Here is a 22,575-nt window from a genome sequence, read left to right as displayed (position 1 = left end):
GAGGCGGCGGCGGGGTCCGGACCGCCAGGCCATCACAATGTGCGGGTTCGCGGGAGTGGCACGCTGGGACTCAGCGGGGTGGGTCAGATGTGATGGCCTGGCGGTCCGCTCTATGCCACTCGGTGTAGCAAGTGCGGGTTGTCGGTGGTGATGCCGTTGACGCCGAGGGCCGCTGCCCGGACCAGGGTGTCCTGGTCCGGTACCGGCCAGGCGGTGACCTCCAGCCCCGTGGCCTGGAGCTCCGCCACACCGTCCGCGGTCAGGCCGGCGATCCCGCAGAGCGCCGTACCTGCGTCGGCCTCCTTCGTCAGCATGAGTACGTCGGAGATCGCAGGAGTACGCCCGAAGATCCGGCCGGTGGACGCAGTCGGCATCGCGCGCCGTACCGCCAGCAGGATCTCCGGATGGAACGACGTGACCAGCGTCCGCGCCGCCAGCGACGGGTCCGCCTGCAGCGACTCGACCAGTAGCGGGATGGCGTCGACAGCCTTCACCTCGGCCTGGAAGCGGATGCCGATCTCGGCGGCCGTCTCGGCCCACGTCGGCACCACCTCACCGAGACCGGCGTCGAGCGACCGCAACTCGTCGTACGACATCGCGGCGATCTCGCCGGACCCGGAGGTCGTCCGGTCGACGGTGGCGTCGTGCATGATCACGAGCTCACCGTCGGCCGTGACCCGCAGGTCCAGCTCGATCTCGTCGCAGCCGTCAGCGACCGCCCGCCGGAAGGACCGCAGCGTGTTCTCGGGTTCGGTACCGAGCGCGCCACGGTGGCCGGTGATGATCACAGAACTTTCTCCTCGTAGAGTCGCTTGACCTCGTCTCCGATCGCCTCGAGCCGCTTGGCGACCGAGCCGAACACCTTCTTCACCGGCGTGTTGTCGGCATAGATCTGCTGCAGCCCGGTGTAGATCGCGACGTTCGCGTTCCGGCCGTAGAGCCGGATGCCGTCCTGCTGCCGGGCGTTGGTGAGCTGCGCGATCGCGACGCCGAAGTTCGGCTGCTCGGCGATCAGCTTCTTCAGATCCGGATTCTCCCTGGCCTTGTCGACCACCGGGAGGTACCCGGTCTGCGCGGTCCAGAAGGCCGAGTTCTCCGGCAGGGCGAGGAAGGTCAGGAACGTCGCGGCGGCCTGCTTCCGCTCGGTGGAGATGTTGCGCATCATCCCGATGCCGCCTCCGCCGGTGGCGAGCCCGGACGCGACCTCGGACGGGATGAAGCCGGCGCCGACGGGGAACTTCGCCTTGCTGGTCATGCTCTTCAGGCCACCGGTCGACTCCTGCATCATCGCGACCAGCCCGTTCGCGAAGTCGGTGCTCGGGCTGTGGGCCATGTAGGCCAGCTTGTCCACATGCACCATCTGCCGCTGCCACTCGCCGGCCGCGACGGCACCGTCCTGGTCGATGGTGACGTCGAGGCCCTTGGAGTACGCGCCGCCGAACTGCCAGACGTTGCCCTGGAACTGCCAGTCGCCGTCGACCTTGGCGAGCGCGAGCGTGCGCAGCGAGCGTCCACCGGACTGCACCTTCGACAGCTCCGGCCCCCAGGACCGCAGCTCGCTCCAGGTCCGCGGCGCCCGGTCCGGCAGGCCGGCCTTCGCGAACGCGTCCTTGTTGTAGTAGAGGATCGGCGTACTGCGGGCGAACGGAACCGCCCAGCTCTGCCCCTTCACGACGTACTCGCCGAAGAGCTTCTGCTGGAACACGGCCGGTCCGAACCCGTCGGTGAAGTAGCTGTTCAACGGCTCGAGTGCGTCGTTGAGGAAGAACCGCTCCCAGGTCACGTCCGACAGGATGGCCAGGTCCGGTGCCTGCTTGGCGACCAGCGCTGCCGCGACCTTCTGGGCCACGTCGTCGTAGCTGCCCTGGAACTGCACCTCGACGTAGACGTCCTGTTGCGAGTCGTTGAACTTGGCAACGAGCTTGTCGACCGCCTTGCCGTTCGCGCCGCCGTACGACGTCCAGAACACGACCCGGACCCGGTTGCCGTACTTCGCCGGCACCGCACCCGGCGGCTGCGAGTACTCCGCGTCGACCGACCGGTAGCCGCAGCCCGCGAGGGTGGTACCGGCCGCAAGTCCCAAGAACATCCTGCGGCGCATGATTTTGGGCATCGTCATCCCTTCAACGCTCCCTGGGTGAGTCCGCCGACGATGTAGCGCTGCGCGATGAGGAAGATCACCAGCATCGGCGCCAGCATCATCAGGGTGCCGGCCATGATGGTGCCCCAGCTCGCCACGCCCTCCTCGGTCTTCAGGATCAGCAGGCCGATCGGCAGCGTCCGCATCGAGGCCGAGTTGGTCACGATCAGCGGCCAGACGAAGTTGTTCCACTCCTCCACGGCGGTGATCACCACGACCGTGACCAGCATCGGCCGCGACATCGGCAGTACGACGCGCCACAGGGTCCGTAGATGCCCGGCCCCGTCGACCGCGGCCGCATCCGTCACCTCGGTCGGCAGGGTGAGGAAGTGCTGGCGCATCAGGAACGTCGCGAACGCCGATCCGATGCCCGGGATGATCAGACCCGCATAGGTGTTGATCCATCCCAGCGTCGCCACGGTGAGGTAGTTCGGCAGCAGCGTCACGTGTCCCGGCACCATCATCGCGCCGAGCACTCCGAAGAACAGCACCTTCTTGAACGGGAACCGCAGGTAGGCGAAGGCGTACGCCGTCAGCACCGCGTTCGTCACCTTGAGCAGGGTGCCGAGCACCGTCGTGATCGTCGAGTTCAGGAAGAACCGGTCGAACGGCGCCGCTTCCCAGGCCAGCTTGAAGTTCTCCCAGGTGAAGTGGTCCGGCCACCACGACGGCGGCCACTGGTAGATCTCGGTCGGCTGCTTCACCGTCGTACTGATCAGCCAGTAGAGCGGGCCGAGGAACACGGCCGCCACCCCGATCAGTACGACGTACTGGATCGCTCGAGTCTTCATCGGTAGTGCACCCGCCTCTCCATCACCCGGGCCTGCACGGTGGTCACGACCAGCAGGATGACGAACATGATGATCGACAGCGTCGCCGCGCGGCCCGCGTTGAACGCCCGGAAACCTTCGTTGTAGATCGACCAACTCAGTGTCGTGGTGGCATCACCAGGGCCACCGCCGGTCATCACCGCGATCACGTCGAACGCCTGGAACGTGCCGATCACCGTGGTGATCAGCAGGAAGAAGGTGATCGGGGCAAGCAACGGCAGCTTGATCGCCCAGAACCTCGTCCAGGTACTCGCGCCGTCGATCGCCGCCGCCTCGTCCAGGTCCTTCGGCAGGCCCTGCAGGCCGGCCAGGTAGATCAGCGCGGCGAAGCCGACGTTCTTCCACAGGTACACGATGACCAGTCCCGGGAGCGCCCAGTCGGAGCTGTTCATCCAGTCCGGCGGCTCGGCGCCGAGCGGTTCGATCAGTGCTCGCAGCAGGCCGTAGCCGGGGTCGAACATGAACGCCCAGATGGTGGCGACCGCCGCGCCGGACAGCACGTGCGGCGCGAACGCCATCGTCCGGACCGCGCCCCGGCCCTTCAGCGGCAGGTTGAACAGGAACGCCAGCGCGAGGCCGATCACCAGGCTGCCGACCACGATCAGTCCGGTGAACACGAGCGTGATCCACAGCGTCTTGTGGAACGCCGGATCGGACAGCGTACGGGCGTAGTTGGCCAGGCCAACGAACGTCGGCCGGGCCGCGATCATGTTCCAGTCGGTCAGGCTGAGGAACGCGTTGTAGATGATCGGCCAGTACGCGAAGACCGCGATCACGATCAGGTTCGGCGCCACCAGCAGCGCGAACAGGCCGTACTCGCGGCGGCGTCTGCGGCGCCGGTGGTTGTCGGCGTCGCCGGTCAGAACGCGTTCGTCCGGATGAGTCCGGACCGGCAGGTCCAGTGCGGTCACACCGGCCTCCTCGGGGTTGACGGGGCTAACAGTTCGACCAGCGCGGCCGCCAGGGAGGGCTCGGCCGCGAGGATGCCATGCGGTAGTGCGGTCCCGGGTCCGCCGATCGTCTGTACACCCGCTTCGCGGGCGATCAGGGCGCCGGCGGCGATGTCCCAGGGCTGAATGAGGTGCTCGTAGTAGGCGTCCGCCGTACCGTCGGCGACCGAGCACAGGTCGAGGGCGGCCGATCCGCCGCGGCGCACATCCCGTACGGCGGGCAGCACGCGCAGGAGGTGATCGGCTTGTTCGGCGCGACGCTCGGGCAGGTACGAGAAGCCGGTGCTCACGAGGGCCGACGCGAGTACGACGTCGCGCGGCGGGCCGAGCGGGACCACGTCGCGTGGTGCGCACACGCGGAAGTCGTCGCGCCACGCGCCCTCGCCGCGGATCGCGGACCAGGTGATGCCCGTGCGCGGCTGGTGAACCACGCCGACCAGTGCACCAGCCTCGTCCTCGACCGCGATGGAGACACACCAGTCGAGACGGCCGTAGAGGTAGTTCACCGTCCCGTCCAGCGGGTCGATCACCCAGGTCAGACCGGTCTCCGAGGCCCGCGCCGTACCCTCCTCGCCGAGCAGACCGTCACCGGGCCGCGCCGCGCTGAGGCCGTCGGTGATCAGCTTCTCGGAGGCGCGGTCCGCGGCGCTGACCGGGTCGCTGGCCGAGGATTTGGTCTCGACACCGACGGCATCAATGGATAGACCTGGTTGGCGCGCCAGCAACTCCTCGCCGGCCGCAGCGGCCAGCCGCAGGGCCAGAGTCTGCAGCTCAGTGAGGGGCGGAGTGTTAAGCACGCCGCGAAATTATCATCGTTCTATGGTGACGTATAGAGAATCTATGTGATTTTCTCACTGACTTCACAACGATCAGGCAACTCAGTCGTCGACGTCTTCCCGCAGGCGGACGCCGGTGACGCCGTCGAGGTCATCCAGGGCCAGCACCAGATTCTGCAACGGCGGCCGGCCGGTGAACCGCATCGACGCCCGGACCTGCGGCCGGCCGGCCTCCCGGTGCACGTCGGTTCCGAGCACCGACGCCTCGAAACCCATCGATGTCGCGGTCGCGAGGATCGCCCGCAGTACGCCGTAACCGTCCTCGTAGCGAACGGTCACGATGCGGCGGCGGTCCGGCGACGGCAGGAAGCGGCCGAGCCGGCCGAACGGGCCGACCGCGACAAGATGCAGCAGAGTCGCGGCCACAGCCAGCACCGGCATCCCCGCACCACAAGCCATTCCGATCGCAGCCGTCATCCAGATCGTCGCCGCGGTGGTCAGCCCACGGACCACGTCGCGGCGCATGAAGATCACCCCGGCGCCGAGGAATCCGACGCCGGAGACGACCTGCGCCGCGATCCTCGACGGATCGAGGTTGACCTCGGTCCCCAGGACGGCGTCGAAGCCGAAGCCGGAGACCAGCGTGAACAGAGCAGCCCCGGTGCCGACCAGGGTATGCGTCCGCATCCCCGCACTCTTCTGCTGCAACTGCCGCTCGATGCCGATGACCATCGACAGCACGAACGCGACCAGCAACAACACGAGCTCGGTCCAGGTGGTGGATGTTACGAGTTCCATAGAGTTCCCAGTTCCCTATCAGTCACCACCTCACGCTGAGACCAGTCCTACTGGGTCGATCCCGGCCAGGTACGCCGCTACGGCTTCGGCGGCGATCGAGCCGGCGCGGAGGGCGGTCTGCTTGGTCGCACCGGCGAGGTGTGGCGTCATGACTACGTTCGGTGCTGTCAGCAGGCGTGCACTGACCGGCACCGGCTCAACCGGGAAGACGTCGAAGGCGGCCGCACCGAGCTGCCCGGACTCCAGCGCGTCCACCGTCGCGTCGTAGTCGAGTAACCCACCACGCGCTGTGTTCACCAGTACGGCGCCTCGTGGCATCAGGGCAATCTGCTCGGCACCGATCATGCCGCGGGTCTGATCGGTCAACCGCGCATGCAGGCTGACCACGTCCGACCGCCGCAGCAGGTCGTCCAACTCGACCACCTCGACACCGGCCGGCGCCGTGGCCGGATCGATCGCCGGGTCGACCACGAGGACTTCGGCGCCGAAGGCAAGCATCACCCGGGCGACGCGCTGCCCGATCGCGCCGTACCCGACCAGGCCGACCGTGGCCCCGTCCAGCTCCAGGCCACACTCGTCGTACGCGTAGAGGTCGCTGCGCCACTCGCCCTGCTCCAGCGTCCGTTGCAGCCGCGGAAGGTTGCGCAGGGCACCCATCATCATCGCGACCGCATGCTCGGCGGCGGCGACCGCGTTGCGGCCCGGGGTGGAGGCGACGATGATGCCACGCTTGGTGGCCGCGGGCACATTCACGTTCACCGGGCCGCCGCGGCAGACGACCAGGAAGCGCAGGTCCGGCGCGGCGTCCAGTACCCGTTCGGTGAACGGGCCCATCTGGGTGACCGCGATCTCGACTCCGGGCAACGCCGCGATCAGTTGATCCTCGGCGTCGCTCGCCTCGTCCACCTCGGCCACCCGCCCGTACGGCGTCAGCGGCCAGGGCAGCGTGACCTCGCGGAAGTCGAACGTGACGTTCTGGACGGAGGACAATGCTGTGGCGAGCAGATCGTTGCGCACGAAATGGTCGCCGGCAAGCAATGTCTTGATGGCTCTCATCGAACTCCTGAGGTGAAGGTTGGTGCTGGGTCAGACCAGCGCGGGCGGGCTGCCTCGATCCGGCGCAGGTAGTGGGCGTACCCCTCGGCGTAGAACCCGGCGCGGGCGGGATCGGGATCAACCTGACGGGTCTCGGCGATCCAGCCGTCGGCGCTGTCCGGGTCGACTGCGCGGCGGGCACAGATCACGGCACCTCGGGCCGCGACCTGCTCGGCCTCGGCCGTGTGCAGCGGCGCGTTCAGCACGTCGGCCAGGATCTGTGTCCATTCGGTACTGCGGGCGCCACCACCGCACACCGTGACGCGGCCGCTCCATCCGGCTGCCTCGAGACAGTGCCGGGCGGCGTACGCGATGCCTTCGCAGGTTGCGCGCACGAGGTCCGCGGTTGTCGTGGACAGCGAGATCCCGTCGATCGTGCCTCGCGCGCGAGTGTCGACGAACGGCGCGCGCTCGCCGGCCTCGGACAGGTAAGGCAGCACGGTGACGCCTTGGGCGCCGACCGGGCTCTCGGCGAGCAGCTCCGGCAGTCGGTCGGTGCCGGCACCGACGAGTGCGAGGACTCGGTCGAGTGCGGCGGTGCCGACCATCGCGGGCATCGCGCGCAACCAGACGCCGGGGGTCCAGGTGCCGAGGAACAACCCCGCCGGTTCGCCGTCCACGGGGAGCTCTCGCGTCACGACTTGGCAGGCGAGCGTCGTACCGACAGTAAGTAGGGCATCGCCGGGGTCTTGGACGCCGGCGCCGGCTGCTGCGGCTGGGAGGTCGTACGGGCCGGCGGAGACCCTGGTGCCGCGGGCCATGCCGGTGGAGTTGTCGCGTAGTTCGCCGACGGGTCCGGCGGGCTCGACCGGCGCGAGCAAGTGACTCAACTCCGAGAGGCCCGTCGCCTTCAGGGCGTCTTCGTCGTACTGGTTCGTGCGGGGGTCGAGGAAGGGTGCGGAGGCATCCGACACGTCGGTCGCGCGGACGCCGGTGAGTTGCTGCATCACGACGTCCTTGCAGTACGCCGCTGTCCCGGCGCGCTCGATGACGTCGGGCTCCTCGGCGTGGACCGCGGCGAGCAGTGGACCGGAGGCGCCCGGGAACATCCGGTTGCCGGAGCGGCGGAAGACGCGTTCGGCCACGCCGTCGTCGGTCCAGCGCTCGAGGATCGCACTGCTGCGGGCATCCAGCCAGGAGATCGCCGGGCGGACCGCCGTACCGTCCGCGTCGACGAGCCAGAGGCCGTCACCCTGGGCGGTGATCGCCAGGACGCCGGGGCGGTCGCCCACCATGCCGGCCAACTCCCCGACCACCTCGTTGACCGAGGCAACGATCTCGGCCGTCTCGTGCTCGAACCGCCCGATCGCCGGCCGGACCAGCCTGGTCGGCCGGGAGGCCTCGGCTACCGGCCGTCCGTCGTCGTCGAACGCGACAGCCTTGGTGACAGTGGTGCCAACGTCGACTCCGACGTCCATACTGCCCTCCTAGAGTTTGGCGACCTCCACGGTCGCGCCGTTGTCGCGCAGTGGCTGGATCAGGTCATCGGGGGTCTTCTCGTCGACGACTACGACGTCGAAGTCGGTGAGTGGGGCGAGCCGGTGCAGGGCTGTGCGCTGGAGCTTGCCGTGGTCGACCAGCAGGACCTTGGTCCTGGCCGACCGCAGCATCGCTCGCTTCACCAGGACGATCTCCTCCTCCTGGTGGAACGCGTGCGTCGGCGACACCGCCGACACCGAGCAGAACAGCAGGTCTGTGTGCAGCGCCTCGACCGCCTCCGCGCACGGCATCCCGCCGAACGAGTCGTGGGTCGCGGAGTACAGGCCGCCGAGGGCGAGCAGGGTGACGTCGCGCAACTCGGTCAACCTGCTGATCGCGGGCAGGAAGTTCGTTGCCACGGTCAACGGAGTGATGTCCTCGAACAGGTCCACCAGGGCGAGCGCGCTGGTCGAGTCGTCGAGCATCACCGACATCCCCGGCTCGATCATCGCGCGGGCGTGCCGGGCCAGCGCGGCCTTCTCGGCGGTCGCGGTGTTCAGCCGGTACGCGACGTTGCTCTCGAAGACGCTGGTCGGCTGCGCGCTGACGCCGCCGCGGTACTTGCGCACGACGCCCTGCCGCTCGAGCTCGTCCAGGTCGCGGTGCACCGTCATCACGCTCACCCCGAACGCCTCGACCAGGTCGTTGGCCGAGACCGAGCCGTGCTTCACGACGTACGCCGCGATCTCGGCCTGCCGGCGGGCGGGCCGGCTCAGTTCGGTGGTGTCACCGTCGACATCGGATGTCATGCCAGGGTCTCCATTCGGACAGCAGGAACGTTGTACGCCTCGAGACCCACTGTGCCGTCCTGCCAGCGGAAACGCACCAGCGCCGCGGGACCGAGCGCAGGTAGCAGTCTGCGGTACTCGCTCAACGGCAGTCCGAGCACCCGGCACACCAGCAACCGGATGAGCGTGTTGTGCGCCAGCACCATCACCTTGCGGCCTTCGTGCTGCTTACCGATCTGATGGAAGACCTCGTGCACCCGGTCCGCCGCCTCGGCCGGATCCTCGCCGCCGGGGAAGTGATCCTTGACCGGGTCCAGCTTGAACGCCTTGGCGACGACCGGCGGAAGTTCGCTCAGCATCTTGCCCTCGGCCGAACCGAAGTCGACCTCGCGCAGCCGCGCGTCCACGGTCGGCTCGAGACCGAGAGCCTCGGCGATCGGCGCGATCGTCTGCCGGGCGCGCAACATCGGGGACGACCACAGAGCGTCCGGCGCGTAGTCGGACGCCCACTCCTTGAGCAACCGCGCCTGCTGAACGCCGACCTCGTCGATCGGCAGGTCTGTCGACCCGGTATAGCGATTGCCGTGGTGCCATTCGGTCCGGCCGTGCCGGGCCAGAACGATCGTGGTCCTCATCCGCGGTACCCCCGCCAGTCCAGCTCGGCGACGAACTCGCCGTACAACGTGTCGAGAGGTTGCGGTCGCGGCTCGAGGACGCGCTCGACCCGGACCATCCGGCCGGCCGTTTCGGTCAGCGAGCCGCCGGCCGAGGCCGCGAGGACCGCCATCCCGTACGCCGGGTCCGGGGCCGCCGGGAGTTCGACGGGTACGCCGAGGACGTCGGCACGAAGCTGGTTCCAGTAGCCGCTGCGGATGGCGCCGCCGGTGAGAGAGACGGAGCGAACAGGCTCGGCGCCGAGGCCGACCAGGTGCTCGAAGGCGAGTCGTTCGATGAAGGCCACGCCCTGGAGGACGGCGGCGTACGTCCGCAGCTTGCCGGAGACGTCGCCGAGAGTGAACCGCTCGGCCTGCGGCGCTACGAACGGGAACCGCTCACCGGTCTTGGTCAGCGGGTAGATGACCGCATCGATCGGCCCCAGCTCACGCGCGGCCTGGTCGAAGGCGTCGAGATCCTCACCGGGCAGCAGCTCGGTCAGCACGCCCGCGCCGGTGCTCGATGCGCCACCGGGGAGCCAGCCGCCGTCCGGATGACGGTGGCTGTAGACCGCGCCGGTCGGGTCGTCGAGGAGGTCCTTGCTGACGCCCTTGAGGACGAGCGTCGTACCGAGGACCGAGTTCCAGGCGCCGGGGGCGAGTGCGCCGGCGGCGATCTGGGCCGCGCAGCCGTCGGTCATGCCGGCGTACACGGGGACGCCGGCCGGAGTGCGGCCGAGTTCGGCGCCCGGGAGGACGACCTCGGGGAAGGCAGAGAGGGGCAGGCCGAGTTTGTCGAAGGCCGCGGCCGGCCACGTGTCGGCGACCAGGTCATAACCGGTCTTGAGGGCATGGCTCGTGTCGGTCGCGACCGGGTGACCGACCAGGTGTGCTGCCACGAAGTCGGCGCTGTGGACGATGCGGTGGTCGGCGAGGTCGTAACCGTCAGCGACCAGCGAGAGGATCTTGGGGAGCGCCCAGGTGGGCTGCATCGAGGTAGCCCAGCGCTCCGGGTCGGCGTCCACGATCTGGACACGACGGTCGGCCGCGCGGGCGTCGTCGTACATCAGAGCGGGCGTCACCGGCCGGCCGGAACGGTCGGTCAGGAGGACAGTGCCAGAGGTGGAACAGATCGCGATGCCGGCCAACTGGTCCGCCTGCGGAGCGACTTCGGCGATGCTGGAGTCGACGGCGTCGAGCCAGCTCTGCGGGTCCTGCTCGTGCCGGACACCGTCGCGATGGCTGGTGAGTGGCCGGGCCGCGCGGGCCAGGACAGTACCGTCGGAGTCGGCCAGTACTGCGCGCACGCTCTGCGTGCCGAGGTCGACGCCGATCCAGGCCGGTCCTGCCACGTGCCGCCTCCCGACTGAGTGTTATCTACGCTGATAACATAACATCAGAAGACGATAAGAGAACGCCAGCCCTCCGTCCGATCCCGGCCACACCTCCCCGGAACGCAGCGCGGCTCCCGCAGCTGGAAGCATGCGGGAGCCGGTCCTCCAGCCGGTTGCGCCTGGCCAGGAGGAGGTAGCTGTCAGGAGTGCATCAGGACGAGGGCCGGGTCGACAGTCGCCAGCTCGAGGCGGCCGGCGTCGATGGCTCCGTAGGCGCCGATCGGGCCGCGGGACGGACGGCCGCTGCGGTTGAGCCAGAAGCCCCAGCCGGCCGGCGCGTCCGGCCACTCCGGGTCGGGCTCCCAGCCCGGCGGCGGACGCCAGGTGTCACTCGGCGGCTCGGGCCACTCAGGTGGCGGATTGAATCGGTGCACGGGCGGTCCTTCCCAGTTCCCCAGCGCGATGGACCCCAGCGATCCCTTGCTCACAAACTGTCTGACTGATCAACGACCTGGCGCGCCGGTGGTTACGACTAAGTTTTCGTAAAGTTTCGGCGTACAGCCACCCATCAGATCACCGCTGCGGAGCAGCGGGCAACCGTCCGCTCACCAGCCGGACTGCACGTGCATCAGCACCCGCGATCGTTGCCTTGTCCACAGCACACCCCTGGTTATCCACAGGCGACGCGGCGTGATCACTCGCAGGCGACGCCGTCGTGATCCCGGTCGAGATGCGACGCGTAGCCGGGATCCCCGGTGTGCAAGGGCGCTTTGCCCGCGGCCCGGACCTCCGAGCAGTTCGCGTAGTACACCTCGGCGGGTGGTGCTGTCGTCCGCTTCGGCTTGGCGGTCTGGGTCGACCGCACCAACGGCGCCGGAGCACTGACCGTTGCCTTCGGCGCCTTCACCGTCACGGTCGTGGCCGGCAGCGGCGGCAGCGTGACCGTTGCCGTCGGCCCGGGAACGGTCTGCTGCATGGTGACAGTCGCCGTCGCGGTCGGCCCGACCACGGTCGCCGTCACGGTGGTGCGGGGCACAGACGGAGCGGCACTCGACGAAGCGCCGTTGCTCCCGCCGATCGCAGCCAGGATGACGAGGAACGCGACCCCACCGGCCACCCACCCCGCGACCAGCTTCACTGGCGGCTCCGCGCCGTACCGCCCGTTCGGCCCACGGGAACGCAGCCCGCGCGCGTTCAGCCAGAAACTCCATCCCGGCGGTGCGGGCGTCCAGGCCGGGTCTGGCTGCCAGCCGGGCGGTGGTTGCCAGTCGGGTGCCGGTGGTGCCGGCCACCCCGGCGGTGAATTGAATGTTGACATGGTGAGTCCCCCCTCAGGGGTTACATCCAGTCACGGTGACGGAGTGTTACAGGTCGTCGAGGCGGTCGCGGACCCGGTGGTGGTCGGTGAGGGATTGGGTCAGGGCGTAGCCGAGCGCCCGGTAGGCCTCGAAGTCCCATTCGTCGTAAAACTGGTCGTTCGTGGTCCGCCGGGGGAAGTCGGCGTGCTCGACGGCGTACTGCTCGACGTCCCAGTCGAGCGCCCCGGCCAGGAGCGCCTTCACGAAGAAGATCTCGGTCTTGTACGGCGTCTGTTCGCCGTCCTTCACCGGGTGCGTCGCGATGCCGTAGGCCCAGGCCCGGTCGGCCCGCGGCTTCGACCCGCGGATCATCGGCGACGGGTCGATGTCGATCCGGATCCCGTGGTCCATCCGCGCGGTCGCTATCGCCTCGGCCAGTGCCGTGAACCGGTCCTCGGCGTCGTTCGACGCGTCGATCACGATCACCTGGGCCGGCTCGCGGCGCAGCGCCTCGACCAGGCCGAGGTTGTCGTAGTGGCCGCCGTCGGTCACATAGATCCGCCGGTCGTACATCGACGGCGACCCGATCGCCTCCCGCAGCAGCCGGTACGGTCCGGGCTTGTCGATCACGCTGCCGACGTACCGCCGTACCTTCGGGACGATGCCGTGAACCTCGGGGAACGCGGGTCCCGACCCGTTGTTCCAGTACGGGTTCGGCAGCCACACGCCCAGACGCGCGTTGAGTACGGCGAGCAGCAGCCGGACCGGCCTGGTCCGCGCGTTCACGCGGCCGGTGAGCGGGCTCAGCGCGGCACCACTGATCGCCATCGCGGCCGGGACCGTCACCTCCCGCGTCAGTACGTCGGCCTCCCGCTCGTAGTCCGCGGTCTGCCGCCGGCCGCCGTCCGGCAGCGACCGGTCCCCGACGATCCCGATCTGCTCGGGATCGAACACGAACGGCACGCAGTCCCGCTGGGTCGGTACGAAGTCCGCATCGTCGACGTTCGCCACGCCCGCGATGACCAGCTGCGGCCCGCCGTTCGGCGGCGTCGCCCAGTCGGAGAACCGCAACCTCATGTGGTAGTCGAGCGCGACCGCGGCGCCGTTGTCCTGCCGCTTCACCAGGAACGCGCGCGACAAACGCTCCCGGTAGAAGGAGTGCAGCGAGGTCCGGTTGGCGTCGGTGAGCACCTTGATCGCGACCGCGATCGCGGCCAGGATGAGCGCGACGTTCCAGTCGGACTGGTAGGAGCTGTCGATCGCGTAACCACCGGTCCAGCGCAGCAGCACGATGATCGCCGACCCCACGATGATGGCGCTGGCCAACCACGGCGCGAGCTTGGTCCGCGCGAACGCGAGCAGCCGTGCGCGCACCCCGGTCGCCGCCTTCGCCTCGACCGCGAGCCCGTTCCACACCGACTTGCCGAGCCCGATCAGGACGAGGACCAACGCAGTGAACGACGCCACACCTTGCTTCGTGGGGTCGACCAACGCCAGCAAGGCGGACGGCAGGCTCGAGTCGCCAGGGAGTTTCCCCAGCAGATAAAGGCCTCCCGGTACGCCGAGCAGTAGTACGGCGACCGGGACGCCGTACCAGAGGGTGAAGTTGCCGATGGTGGTCAGCACCCGCCGGATCACGTCGGGCATCCTGGCCCAGCGGTCCCAGACCTTCTCCACCAAGAACATCGCGGCGCTGATCGCGAGCAGGGCGACCGAGAGCCCGATGAAATGCCAGGAGCCGTGCGGGCGCAGGTCGACGTGGATCTCGGTGTATCCGGCCACGACCACTTGCTGGTCGGCCAGGAACCAGCCGAGCACCCAGGCGATCGCGCGCAGCGTGATCCCGATCAGCAGCAGGTTGACGACCAGTCCGAACAGCACCGACAGCGCGGCCCGGAACATCGCGCGACCGCCCTGCAGGAGATAGCGGGTCTGCCGGCGCAGCCGGGCGAGCTCGGGCGATCCCGGCGAGAAGGGATCGGTGCAGAACTTGCGGAGGATGTGGAACGCGGCCGCCATATAGCCGCCACCGCTGACCCCGACCACGGTCGACGCCTTGTCGTACAACCCCTTCTCCCGCAGGAGTTGCAGCGCGCCGAGGCAGAACGACGCCGACCGGATGCCGCCGCCCGAGCAGGTGATCACGAGCCGGCCCGCGTCCTTGCTGTCCTCCTTGATCGCCTTGAACGTCACCGGTGGCTCGAGCTGGACGCCGTACAGCTTCCGTTGCCCGAAGCGACTGGTCGCGAAGTAGCAGACGGCGAGGACGAGCGCCCCGGCCAGGCCGACCGCCCGCATCAGCCAGGTGAGCCAGCCCGTCGACAGATCCACGCAGGGGCTCGTCGGACCGAACTGGGTCCACAGCCGGATGTCCTCGACGACGTCCAGCGCCGCCGCACCGAAGACGAGCCACGAGCCGATGGCCGCGATCTGCTTCCAGGACTGCCGATCGAGGAACTTGACGTACGTGTACGCCTGGAACGCCGCGTAGACGTAGGCGATGATGAACGTCGCATCGACCAGCAACGACAGCCGGGCCGGGACCTCACAGCCGAGCGGCGAGCCGGCCGCGTCGTGGACGGCGTCGCGCATCGGCCACTGGACCACGGCGAGCACGACCGCCAGTTGCAGGGTTCCGGTGAAGGTCCGGCGCCGGCCGATCTGCTCGATCGTGGCGTCGCCTTTGGTGCCTGCCGATTCCCCGAGCATCGCCCCATGATGCCGTGCCGTCACCCGCCCGGCCAGAGCTGCGGCCGAGTAGTCGCCGAGCCTTTTGACCTCATGCCCTAGGCGGCCGCTGTTCGGGACCGGGTCTCGCTGATGCGGCGCGGGAGCGTGCCTGCGGCAACCGCTTGGCCGAGGACCGCGAGCTGGGCGCACGCGGCCGTGATCGCGTCCGCCTGAGTGCGGCAGCCGTCGGCGTACCAGAACGGGTCGTCCGGCTGCCGGTCGTCGGCGTCGTCGATGTCGGCGTACCAGCAGTCGCGCCCCTGACAGCGGTAGTGCACGACCCGAACCTTCAGCTTCATGCCGGGTACGACGCCAGCCCCGTGCGGCCGGTTCCGGGGGTGGTATTCGATCCTGGTGGGAAGGGTTTACAACGTTGGTAAAGGCGGGTTAGAACTACCGACAGGTCCACTTGGAAGAGGTGTGACATGAGGTTCCTCCGCCCCGTCCTCTGCACCATGTCGCCGTCGTGCTGACCGGCGGCCTGGCCACCACTGCTCCAGCCGCCGAACGACAGGAGAGCGTGGTGGCGTCACAGAACTTCCGGAATCCGGTGAACCCGTCGGCGGATCCGTCGCTGATGTTCTACAACGGCAAGTACTACGTCGCGACCACGCGCGGCGACCGGATCGGGATCTGGTCGTCACCGAGCCTGGCGACGCTGCTCGTCCAGCCGGAGCAGGTGGTGTGGCGGGACACCGACTCCAGCCGCAACACGCAGATGTGGGCGCCGGCGTTCCGGCATGTCGGCGGGCGCTGGTACATCTACTACACCGCGTCCGACGGGGTCGACGCGAACCACCGGATGTACGTGCTCGAGTCCACCGGTGACGATCCGCTCGGGCCGTACACCTTCAAGGCGAAGATCGCGGACTTCGGCGAGTACGCGATCGACGGCGAGCCGATCACGGTGAACGGGCAGCAGTACTTCGTCTGGACCGGGCCCGGCCGCGGGCAGGGTGGGCCGGCGCAGCTCTACATCGTCCGGATGAGCAACCCGTGGACGTCTACCGGCGCGCGAGTGGCGATCCCGGCGGACGGCGGGTGCAGCGAGGTGCGAGAGGGGCCGACTCCGCTGTACGGCGCGGCGCGGACCTTCCTCACGTACTCGACCTGCGACACCGGCAAGCCGGACTACCAACTGTGGATGAAGAGCATCGCGAACGGCGCCGACCCGATGGTCGCGTCGAACTGGGTGCAGCACGCCGGCGCGATCTTCTCCCGGAACGACCAGACCGGGGTCTGGGGTCCGGGTCATCACTCGTTCTTCAAGTCGCCCGACGGTACGCAGGACTGGATTGCGTACCACGGAAAGAACACCAGCACCTACACGTATTCCTTCCGGACCACGCGCGTACAGAAGATCAGCTGGAACGCCGACGGCACGCCGAACCTCGGGCAGCCGCTGGCTGCTGGTGCGACTCAAACCTTGCCGTCGGGTGATCCGGGCTCGTCGAACTACTGGATCAACGACTTCGACACCGGGACCGGGCTCAACCAGGTCGAGTACGCCGGTCACTGGAACTCTGGATCCGGGTGCGGCAACCAGTGCTTCTGGGGCAACGACCATTGGAGCGGCGAACGGGACGCGTCCGCCACCATCCGCTTCACCGGCACCAAAGCCGCCCTGCTCAGCGTCGTCGACACCGGCAACGGGATCGCCGGCATCTCCGTCGATGGAGGTCCGGAACAACGGATCGACTACTACAGCTCGATCCGCGTCGGCGAACAACTCATCTACACCACGCCGACCCTCCCGGCCGCCCCGCACACCCTGAAGGTCCGAGTCGCCGGCGACAAGAACCCAGCCTCCGGCAGCACCATCATCAGCCTCGACCGCATCGAGGTGTACTAGTAGCCGGTGGTGCCGTCGATCAGTTCTCGGATGGCGTCGAGGTGGCCGAGGTGGCGGGCGGTTTCTTCGAGGAGGTGGGTGACGATCCAGCGCAAAGAGACGAGATCCAGGCCTTCGGGCGCCCAGGCTTCCAACTCGTCGAACTCGTGACCGGCGACGATCTCGCGGGAACGGGCGCACCGCTCGTCGTACTCGTCGAGCAGTTCATCGAGTGAGGCGTCGGGCGGTTGCGGGAGCTCGAGAGGGTCTTGGACAGCCAACTCACGCGCACCCAGGAAGCTGGTCTCGAACCAGGACAGCTCCGCCCAGCGCAGGTGCGCGACCAGCGTCTTCACAGTCAGCCGGGGCGACGACGGTAGTACGGCGAGTTGGGCCTGCTCATCGGTCAGACCCTCGCACTTCAGCCGGACCGTGGCACGCTGCACGTCCAGCCAGCCGGTCAGCATCGTGCGTTCGTCAGCCGCAGCCGGCGGGAATCGGCGAGTCACCGGGCCAGCGTAGCCACGCTGTGATCTCTCCCAGGACTAGGTTGGTTGAGAGCCGCTACCAACCAGGAGGCGCACGATGCCGGAAGAGTTCGTCACCGAGACGTTCGAGTACGACGGTGGTCGGCAGGTCACGGCGTACGTCCCATCCGAAACGCCTCAGGCGGTCGTGTACGCCGGCGACGGTCAGCTGATCTCGCAGTGGGGCGCGTTCCTCAATGAGGCGGCCGACGTACCGCCGACGATGATCGTCGCCGCACACCGCCTGGACGACGAGATGGAGCGGCTCTACGAGTACTCACCGGGTTTCAACGCGCAACGGTTCGCGGCTCACGAGACGTTCTTCGTCGAGGACCTCCGCGACTGGGCGAAGTCACGCTTCGGCGTCGCCCTGCCCGCCGAACGTACGGCGGTCTTCGGTGTCTCGGCCAGCGGCGAACTGGCACTCGCCATCGGACTTCGCCATCCCGACATCTACGGCGCGATCTTCAGTGCGTCGCCCGGCGGCGGCTACAAGCCGCCCGGCGACATGCAGACCTCACTGCCACGCACCTACCTCGTCGCGGGCACGGAAGAGCCGTTCTTCCAGGAGAACGCGGCCCGCTGGGCGGACGCGCTGCGCGATGCAAAGGCCGACGTCGTCATGACCGAGCGGGCCGGAGGGCACGGTGACCCGTTCTGGCGGGACGAGTTCCCGCTGATGGCGGCCTGGGCGTTCGGACAGTGAAGCCTCAACGCCCCAACCGGATCACTGCGTCCTGGAGGAATGCGTCGCGGCGGTGAGTCGGAGCTCCGTCCAGCTCGGTGGGGGTGTTGAGGGCGGCTACGGCGTCCCAGTAGGCAACGTCGTTCGCCTTGGTGCCGGTTGCGCGCTGCCAGCCGTCGAGGACGTGATCGGGCGCATCCGGTCCGAACGTGATCGCGACCTGTTTGCGGAGCTCGCACAGGTCGACGCCCGGCGAGCCGACGCCTGCGGTCTTCCAGTCAATGAGTGCCGCGACCTCATCACCGGACCAGATCAGGTTGCCTGGCCAGACGTCGCCGTGGAGAAAGACGTTCTCTTCTGGCGGACTGTCGATCGCCGTGACCAGTTCGTCGGCCGCCTTCAGGAGGGGTGTCGTCGGCATCCGGCCACGGCGGCGGTCACCGGCGAAGTCGTCCACAGCGATCGGCCGCGGGCGGAACGGCAGGTCGTCGCTTGGAGGCATCTCGAAGGTGTGCACGCGAGCGAGCGCGGCACCGGCGGCACGCAACCGTTCAACGGACGGAGTCGGCCATGCTGTCGTCCCTGGGACGAGGGTCTCGAGCGTCGTCGGCGCGTCGCTCTGGAGGTCGGCGCCAACCAGGCGCGGTGCAGGGAGCCCATGCTGTTCGGCCACCTCCAGTGCGGCGGCAGCGGTGGCAACCATCGCGGCGTCGATCCGCGGAGTCGGTGCCCGCAGTACGAAGTCCGCCGTACGTCCGCGGTGCTCGATGCTCAGCCGCCACGGCCCCTGGTCATCGTGGAGAGCCCGTACGTCGACGATCCTGGCACCTGAGCCGACCGCTGCGGCCGCCCAGTCCAGCATGCGCAGGTCACTTTCCCTCATGCCGGAGTCTACCGTCGGCCGCGTGAGAGAGTGGAGCTCATGCGCGAGCCGTCAAGACTCACGGGCGAGCAGATGGTGGCCGACACGTTAATCGTTGCCTACGGCATGCAGCCGGCCGAGATCACCAGGATCGCGGCGGGGACGGCGACGTTGAACTTCCACATCACGGATCACGAGGGTGATCAGTGGTTCGCCAAGGTCTACCGCGATCGCGCAGTCCTGCAGAACGAACGGGCTGCGGTGGAACTGGCCGAGTTCGCCCGAGCCGGAGGCGTGCCGGTGCCGGGCGTACGTCGTACCCGTGCCGGCAACTGATCGAAGACGCAGGTCCGTTGCCGATGTCCCTCTGGGAGTACGTCGCCGACGCCGAGACCGCCGAAGGTGGACTCACCGGCGGGCGGTGGCAGGCGGTTGGCGCCGTACTCGGCCGGCTACACCGCCGCCTCGCCGAGCACCCGGCGGCCGCGCCTACGGTCCGCCCCGCAGCCGGGCTGAAGGACGCGGATCGGTCCCGGGCGCGGCTCGACTGGCTGATCACGGAGTACAGCCGACGCGGAACACTCAGCCCGTTCGAGGACTGGGCGTTGGATGCCGCGAAGCAACGGCGGGGGCTACTGCACAAGGTCGATGCGATCCTGGCGCGCCTGCCCAAGCTCACCGAACAGATCGTCCACGGCGACCTCGCCTCGCCGAACCTGATGCTGCGCGGCGACGAGGTAGCAGCCGTGATCGACTTCATGCCGCCGACTCCCCGCTACGTCTCCTGGGAGATCGCCCGCATCGGCTGCGACCCCAGGACCATCCTCCTCGGCGACCAATGGATCACCGGCCTGCCTGACCTCCTCGCGGCCTACCGAGACGAACACCCTGCCGCCCGTCCAGACGACCTGACCTCCGCAGTCGCCGTCGGCTGCGCCTACACCCTCGCCTCGACCTACCCCCTGGCCGAACCCTTGGACGACCCAACCGCAGTCACCCCCTCCCTGAAGACCTACGCCCAAGCCCGCCACCAAGCAGCCCTAACCCTCCTGTCCCACCTCACCGACACCCAAGACCAGACCTAGCCGAAACCCGGTGGCAACCCGCCCGCTCCGCTGCCGGGCGCAGTAGGTCGTGTCGCATTTCTGGGCGTTCGTTCGTCAGGGGGGTGAGAGACGACTGTCTGGAGGTTGTGATGCAGTACGCCCTGATTGTCTACAACGAGGCTGAGTATGACGCGGCGCCGCCGGACGAGGTGCATGCGGAGTACTCCGAACTGGCCCATGACTCCCGCTTCGTCGACATGGCGCAGTTGGCGCCGGCTGCGACGGCGACGAGCGTGCGGGTGGCCGGTGGGCGGACGCTCACAACCGACGGCCCGTTCGCGGACACCAAGGAGGTGCTCGGCGGATTCTGCGTGATCGAGGCGGCCAATCTGGACGACGCGATCGAGCTCGCGGCCCGGATCCCGGCGGCCAGGCTCGGCGGCGGCGTGGAGATCAGGCCGGTGGTACGCCGTTGAGCACGCTCGAGGACGTGTTCCGCGAGCAGTGGAGCCGGGTGCTGGCCTCGCTGGTCGGGTTCCTCGGTGACTTCGACAAGGCCGAGGAGGCCGTCCAGGAGGCATTCGTCATCGCGGCGCACCGCTGGCCGACGGAAGGTACGCCGTCCAGCCCGGCGGCGTGGCTGACGACCACGGCGCGCAACCGCGCGATCGACCGGATCCGCCGGGAGCGCACCCTGGCCGAGAAGATCCACCTGCTACCAGTACCCGAGGCCGTCATGGACGAGTTCGACGACGCCGTGATCAAGGACGAACGGCTCGAGCTGATCTTCACCTGCTGCCATCCGGCTCTTCCGCTCGACGGCCAGGTGGCGCTCACGTTGCGTGCCCTCGGCGGCCTGCAGACCGCCGAGATCGCCCGGGCGTTCCTGGTCTCCGAGGAGACCATGAAGCGGCGCCTGACCCGAGCGAAGAACAAGATCAAGGCGGCCGGCATCCCGTTCGCGGTCCCCGCCGCCCACCTGCTGCCGGACCGCCTCGATGCTGTGCTGGCAGTCATCTACCTGATCTACAACGAGGGCTACAGCGGCCGCGTCGACCTCGGCGCCGAAGCCATCAGCCTGGGGCAGGTCCTCACCGCGCTGATGCCGGATGAGCCGGAGGTTCACGGGCTGCTCGCCCTGATGATGATCCACCACGCCCGGCGCCGAGCCCGCTTCTCCGGCGAGGATCTCGTCCTGCTCGACGACCAGGACCGCTCACTCTGGGACAGACCTCAACTCGCAGCGGGCCGCGCGCTGCTCGACCGGGCGATCGCGTTGGGCGGCCGCGGTCCGTACGTCGTACAGGCCGCGATCGCATCCCTCCAGACGCGTGAGCAGATCGACTGGCCCCAGGTCGCCAAGTTGTATCGGCGCCTGGTCGAACTCACCAGTTCCCTCGTGGTTGAGCTGAACTACGCCGTTGCGGTCGCGCAGGCCGGTGACCCGGCCAAGGCACTGCGCACGGTCGACCGCCTCGAGCTGGACGGGTACCTCTACTTTCACTCGACCCGCGGCGAGTTGCTTCGGCGTCTCCACCGCGACGCCGAAGCCAAAGCGTCGTACCGGCGCGCGCTCGATCTGGCCACGACGACACCGGAACGACGCTTCCTGGCCCGGCAGCTCGAACGACTCTGATCCGGGCTGTCCCCAGGGCGATCGTTCGTTCGTCACCTGGGTATGAGCGACCAACTTTCCAACCTTGCCCACGAACTGATCCCGGGGTATCTACCCGGCACCTGGACAGCCGACCCGGCACATTCCGAGATCGCCTTCTCCGCCCGCCACCTGATGGTCACCAAGGTCCGCGGCCGGTTCACGACGTACGACGTCACGATCGTCACCGCCGAGGATCCGCGGGACTCGTCGGTCACCGCGACGATCGACCTCGCGTCGCTGGAGACCGGCTACGAACCGCGGGACAACCACCTCCGGACCGCGGACTACCTCGAGGTCGAGCAGTACCCGACGATGACGTACCGCTCCACCGGCGTCCGTCCATCCGGCGACGGCTGGATCATCGACGGTGAGCTGACGGTGCACGGCGTCACCCGTCCCGTACCGCTCGCCGTGGAGGTGAACGGCTTCACCGCGGACCCGTTCGGCGGACAGCGGGCCGGCTTCTCGGCGACCACGCAGATCAACCGGCGCGACTTCGGCATGACGAACACCATCCCGATGGACGGCGGCGGCGTCGTGGTCGGCGACAAGGTGTCGATCACCCTCGAGATCCAGGCAGTCCTGCAGAAATGACCATCCAGGAGAACCCCATGTCAGCAACCACGGAAACCAAGGCGATCTTCGCCCGTCTGCACGAAGCGATGAACAGCGCCGATCCCGACTTCGTCGCGAAGACCATCGACGAACTCTTCGACCCGGACGTCGAGCTCGGCACTCCCCTGCCGATCGAGGCCACTGGCGTCGAGGCCGTGAAGCACGTCTGGTCCCTGCTCCTGCACGCCTTCCCCGACCTCGACGTACACGTCGAGGACGTGATCGCAGAAGGCGACAAACTCGTCTGCCGCAATACCGTCACCGGCACTCACGAGGGCGACTTCATGGGCATCGCCCCCACCGGAAAACGCATCACCTACAAGGAAATCATGATCATCCGCGTGACCGGCGGCCGGATCTCCAAGACCTGGGGCGTAGTAGACACCCTCTCCCAACTACGCCAACTAGGCGCCATCCCCACCCCCTGACCAGAGCGCCGAACGCGGCACCTACAGCCGCGCGTTCCTCCAGGTCGAGAACCTTTTGCGGCACAGCGACGCGGTCCGCGAGTTCGTCTTCTCACGCCGCCTCGCCGGGATCG

The 22,575-nt window shown here is 68.4% G+C and carries 25 protein-coding genes; 8 read left to right on the top strand and 17 right to left on the bottom strand.

Annotated features, from left to right (window positions below; all coding sequences use genetic code 11):
• Window positions 1–110 precede the first annotated feature (110 nt).
• The 15 genes from AB0I34_RS16055 to AB0I34_RS15985 all read right to left on the bottom strand — a co-directional run bounded on the left by AB0I34_RS16055 (window position 111) and on the right by AB0I34_RS15985 (window position 15,110).
• Entirely contained in the window at window positions 111–788 is a 678-nt protein-coding gene (locus AB0I34_RS16055) for a glycerophosphodiester phosphodiesterase family protein (RefSeq protein WP_360445598.1), read from the bottom strand.
• Window positions 785–2,119, bottom strand: coding sequence for an ABC transporter substrate-binding protein (locus AB0I34_RS16050; protein WP_360445596.1), 1,335 nt, complete (start codon window positions 2,117–2,119; stop codon window positions 785–787). The genes AB0I34_RS16055 and AB0I34_RS16050 overlap by 4 nt, the downstream gene beginning before the upstream one ends.
• Window positions 2,116–2,931: a carbohydrate ABC transporter permease gene (locus AB0I34_RS16045; RefSeq protein ID WP_360445594.1), complete on the bottom strand. Its 816-nt coding sequence runs from the start codon at window positions 2,929–2,931 to the stop codon at window positions 2,116–2,118. Before AB0I34_RS16045 ends, AB0I34_RS16050 begins: the two co-directional genes overlap by 4 nt.
• Window positions 2,928–3,881, bottom strand: a complete 954-nt coding sequence (locus AB0I34_RS16040) for a sugar ABC transporter permease (RefSeq protein ID WP_360445592.1) — start codon at window positions 3,879–3,881, stop codon at window positions 2,928–2,930. Before AB0I34_RS16040 ends, AB0I34_RS16045 begins: the two co-directional genes overlap by 4 nt.
• Window positions 3,878–4,717, bottom strand: a complete 840-nt coding sequence (locus tag AB0I34_RS16035; RefSeq protein ID WP_360445590.1) for an inositol monophosphatase family protein — start codon at window positions 4,715–4,717, stop codon at window positions 3,878–3,880. Before AB0I34_RS16035 ends, AB0I34_RS16040 begins: the two co-directional genes overlap by 4 nt.
• A gap of 81 nt (window positions 4,718–4,798) precedes the next feature.
• Window positions 4,799–5,494, bottom strand: coding sequence for an MgtC/SapB family protein (locus AB0I34_RS16030; protein ID WP_360445588.1), 696 nt, complete (start codon window positions 5,492–5,494; stop codon window positions 4,799–4,801).
• 30 nt (window positions 5,495–5,524) lie between these two features.
• Window positions 5,525–6,550 (bottom strand): 2-hydroxyacid dehydrogenase, encoded by a 1,026-nt coding sequence (locus tag AB0I34_RS16025; protein ID WP_360445586.1) that lies wholly within the window; start codon window positions 6,548–6,550, stop codon window positions 5,525–5,527.
• Window positions 6,547–8,007 (bottom strand): FGGY-family carbohydrate kinase, encoded by a 1,461-nt coding sequence (locus tag AB0I34_RS16020; RefSeq protein WP_360445584.1) that lies wholly within the window; start codon window positions 8,005–8,007, stop codon window positions 6,547–6,549. Before AB0I34_RS16020 ends, AB0I34_RS16025 begins: the two co-directional genes overlap by 4 nt.
• Before the next feature lie 9 nt (window positions 8,008–8,016).
• A complete protein-coding gene (locus AB0I34_RS16015) occupies window positions 8,017–8,817 on the bottom strand; it encodes a DeoR/GlpR family DNA-binding transcription regulator (protein WP_360445582.1) in 801 nt (266 codons plus the stop codon).
• The gene (locus tag AB0I34_RS16010; RefSeq protein ID WP_360445580.1) at window positions 8,814–9,431 is read right to left on the bottom strand and encodes a histidine phosphatase family protein; all 618 of its coding nucleotides are present in this window, start codon (window positions 9,429–9,431) and stop codon (window positions 8,814–8,816) included. The genes AB0I34_RS16015 and AB0I34_RS16010 overlap by 4 nt, the downstream gene beginning before the upstream one ends.
• Entirely contained in the window at window positions 9,428–10,801 is a 1,374-nt protein-coding gene (locus AB0I34_RS16005; RefSeq protein WP_360445578.1) for an FGGY family carbohydrate kinase, read from the bottom strand. The genes AB0I34_RS16010 and AB0I34_RS16005 overlap by 4 nt, the downstream gene beginning before the upstream one ends.
• 182 nt (window positions 10,802–10,983) lie before the next feature.
• Window positions 10,984–11,217, bottom strand: coding sequence for a hypothetical protein (locus tag AB0I34_RS16000; protein ID WP_360445576.1), 234 nt, complete (start codon window positions 11,215–11,217; stop codon window positions 10,984–10,986).
• Window positions 11,218–11,477: 260 nt separating this feature from the next.
• Window positions 11,478–12,101: an excalibur calcium-binding domain-containing protein gene (locus tag AB0I34_RS15995; RefSeq protein WP_360445574.1), complete on the bottom strand. Its 624-nt coding sequence runs from the start codon at window positions 12,099–12,101 to the stop codon at window positions 11,478–11,480.
• A 46-nt stretch (window positions 12,102–12,147) separates the two neighbouring features.
• Window positions 12,148–14,790, bottom strand: a complete 2,643-nt coding sequence (locus tag AB0I34_RS15990; RefSeq protein ID WP_360445572.1) for a hypothetical protein — start codon at window positions 14,788–14,790, stop codon at window positions 12,148–12,150.
• Between the two features lie 77 nt (window positions 14,791–14,867).
• Window positions 14,868–15,110, bottom strand: a complete 243-nt coding sequence (locus tag AB0I34_RS15985) for a hypothetical protein (RefSeq protein ID WP_360445570.1) — start codon at window positions 15,108–15,110, stop codon at window positions 14,868–14,870.
• Between the two features lie 224 nt (window positions 15,111–15,334).
• Between AB0I34_RS15985 and AB0I34_RS15980 the strand changes: the two genes are divergently transcribed.
• Window positions 15,335–16,663 carry a family 43 glycosylhydrolase gene (locus tag AB0I34_RS15980; RefSeq protein ID WP_360445568.1) on the top strand — a complete coding sequence of 443 codons (1,329 nt, stop codon included), beginning with the start codon at window positions 15,335–15,337 and terminating at the stop codon, window positions 16,661–16,663.
• Here AB0I34_RS15980 and AB0I34_RS15975 read toward each other — a convergent pair.
• The gene (locus tag AB0I34_RS15975; protein WP_360445566.1) at window positions 16,660–17,151 is read right to left on the bottom strand and encodes a DinB family protein; all 492 of its coding nucleotides are present in this window, start codon (window positions 17,149–17,151) and stop codon (window positions 16,660–16,662) included. The genes AB0I34_RS15980 and AB0I34_RS15975 overlap by 4 nt on opposite strands.
• A 76-nt stretch (window positions 17,152–17,227) precedes the next feature.
• On the opposite strand from AB0I34_RS15975, the gene AB0I34_RS15970 reads away from it, so the two are divergent.
• On the top strand, window positions 17,228–17,875 hold the full coding sequence (locus AB0I34_RS15970) for an alpha/beta hydrolase-fold protein (protein WP_360445564.1): 648 nt from the start codon (window positions 17,228–17,230) through the stop codon (window positions 17,873–17,875).
• Window positions 17,876–17,879: 4 nt separating this feature from the next.
• Here the strand turns inward: AB0I34_RS15970 and AB0I34_RS15965 are convergent, their stop codons facing one another.
• A complete protein-coding gene (locus tag AB0I34_RS15965) occupies window positions 17,880–18,737 on the bottom strand; it encodes a phosphotransferase (RefSeq protein ID WP_360445562.1) in 858 nt (285 codons plus the stop codon).
• Between the two features lie 39 nt (window positions 18,738–18,776).
• Between AB0I34_RS15965 and AB0I34_RS15960 the strand changes: the two genes are divergently transcribed.
• From AB0I34_RS15960 to AB0I34_RS15935, 6 genes are all read left to right on the top strand, one after another.
• Entirely contained in the window at window positions 18,777–19,052 is a 276-nt protein-coding gene (locus AB0I34_RS15960; RefSeq protein WP_360445560.1) for a hypothetical protein, read from the top strand.
• Window positions 19,049–19,801, top strand: a complete 753-nt coding sequence (locus AB0I34_RS15955; protein WP_360445896.1) for a phosphotransferase — start codon at window positions 19,049–19,051, stop codon at window positions 19,799–19,801. The genes AB0I34_RS15960 and AB0I34_RS15955 overlap by 4 nt, the downstream gene beginning before the upstream one ends.
• Before the next feature lie 110 nt (window positions 19,802–19,911).
• Complete coding sequence (locus tag AB0I34_RS15950; protein ID WP_360445558.1) at window positions 19,912–20,238, top strand: YciI family protein; 327 nt, start codon at window positions 19,912–19,914, stop codon at window positions 20,236–20,238.
• Window positions 20,235–21,398 (top strand): sigma-70 family RNA polymerase sigma factor, encoded by a 1,164-nt coding sequence (locus AB0I34_RS15945; protein ID WP_360445556.1) that lies wholly within the window; start codon window positions 20,235–20,237, stop codon window positions 21,396–21,398. Before AB0I34_RS15950 ends, AB0I34_RS15945 begins: the two co-directional genes overlap by 4 nt.
• Before the next feature lie 42 nt (window positions 21,399–21,440).
• Window positions 21,441–22,013: a YceI family protein gene (locus AB0I34_RS15940; RefSeq protein WP_360445554.1), complete on the top strand. Its 573-nt coding sequence runs from the start codon at window positions 21,441–21,443 to the stop codon at window positions 22,011–22,013.
• Window positions 22,014–22,030: 17 nt separating this feature from the next.
• The gene (locus AB0I34_RS15935) at window positions 22,031–22,462 is read left to right on the top strand and encodes an ester cyclase (RefSeq protein ID WP_360445552.1); all 432 of its coding nucleotides are present in this window, start codon (window positions 22,031–22,033) and stop codon (window positions 22,460–22,462) included.
• Window positions 22,463–22,575: the final 113 nt, after the last annotated feature.

Origin of the sequence: Kribbella sp. NPDC050281 (assembly GCF_040655855.1) — a bacterium.
GTDB lineage: Bacteria > Actinomycetota > Actinomycetes > Propionibacteriales > Kribbellaceae > Kribbella.
The sequence above is the reverse complement of the archived record's forward strand: the minus strand, read 5'-3'. Positions and strand labels throughout refer to the sequence as shown.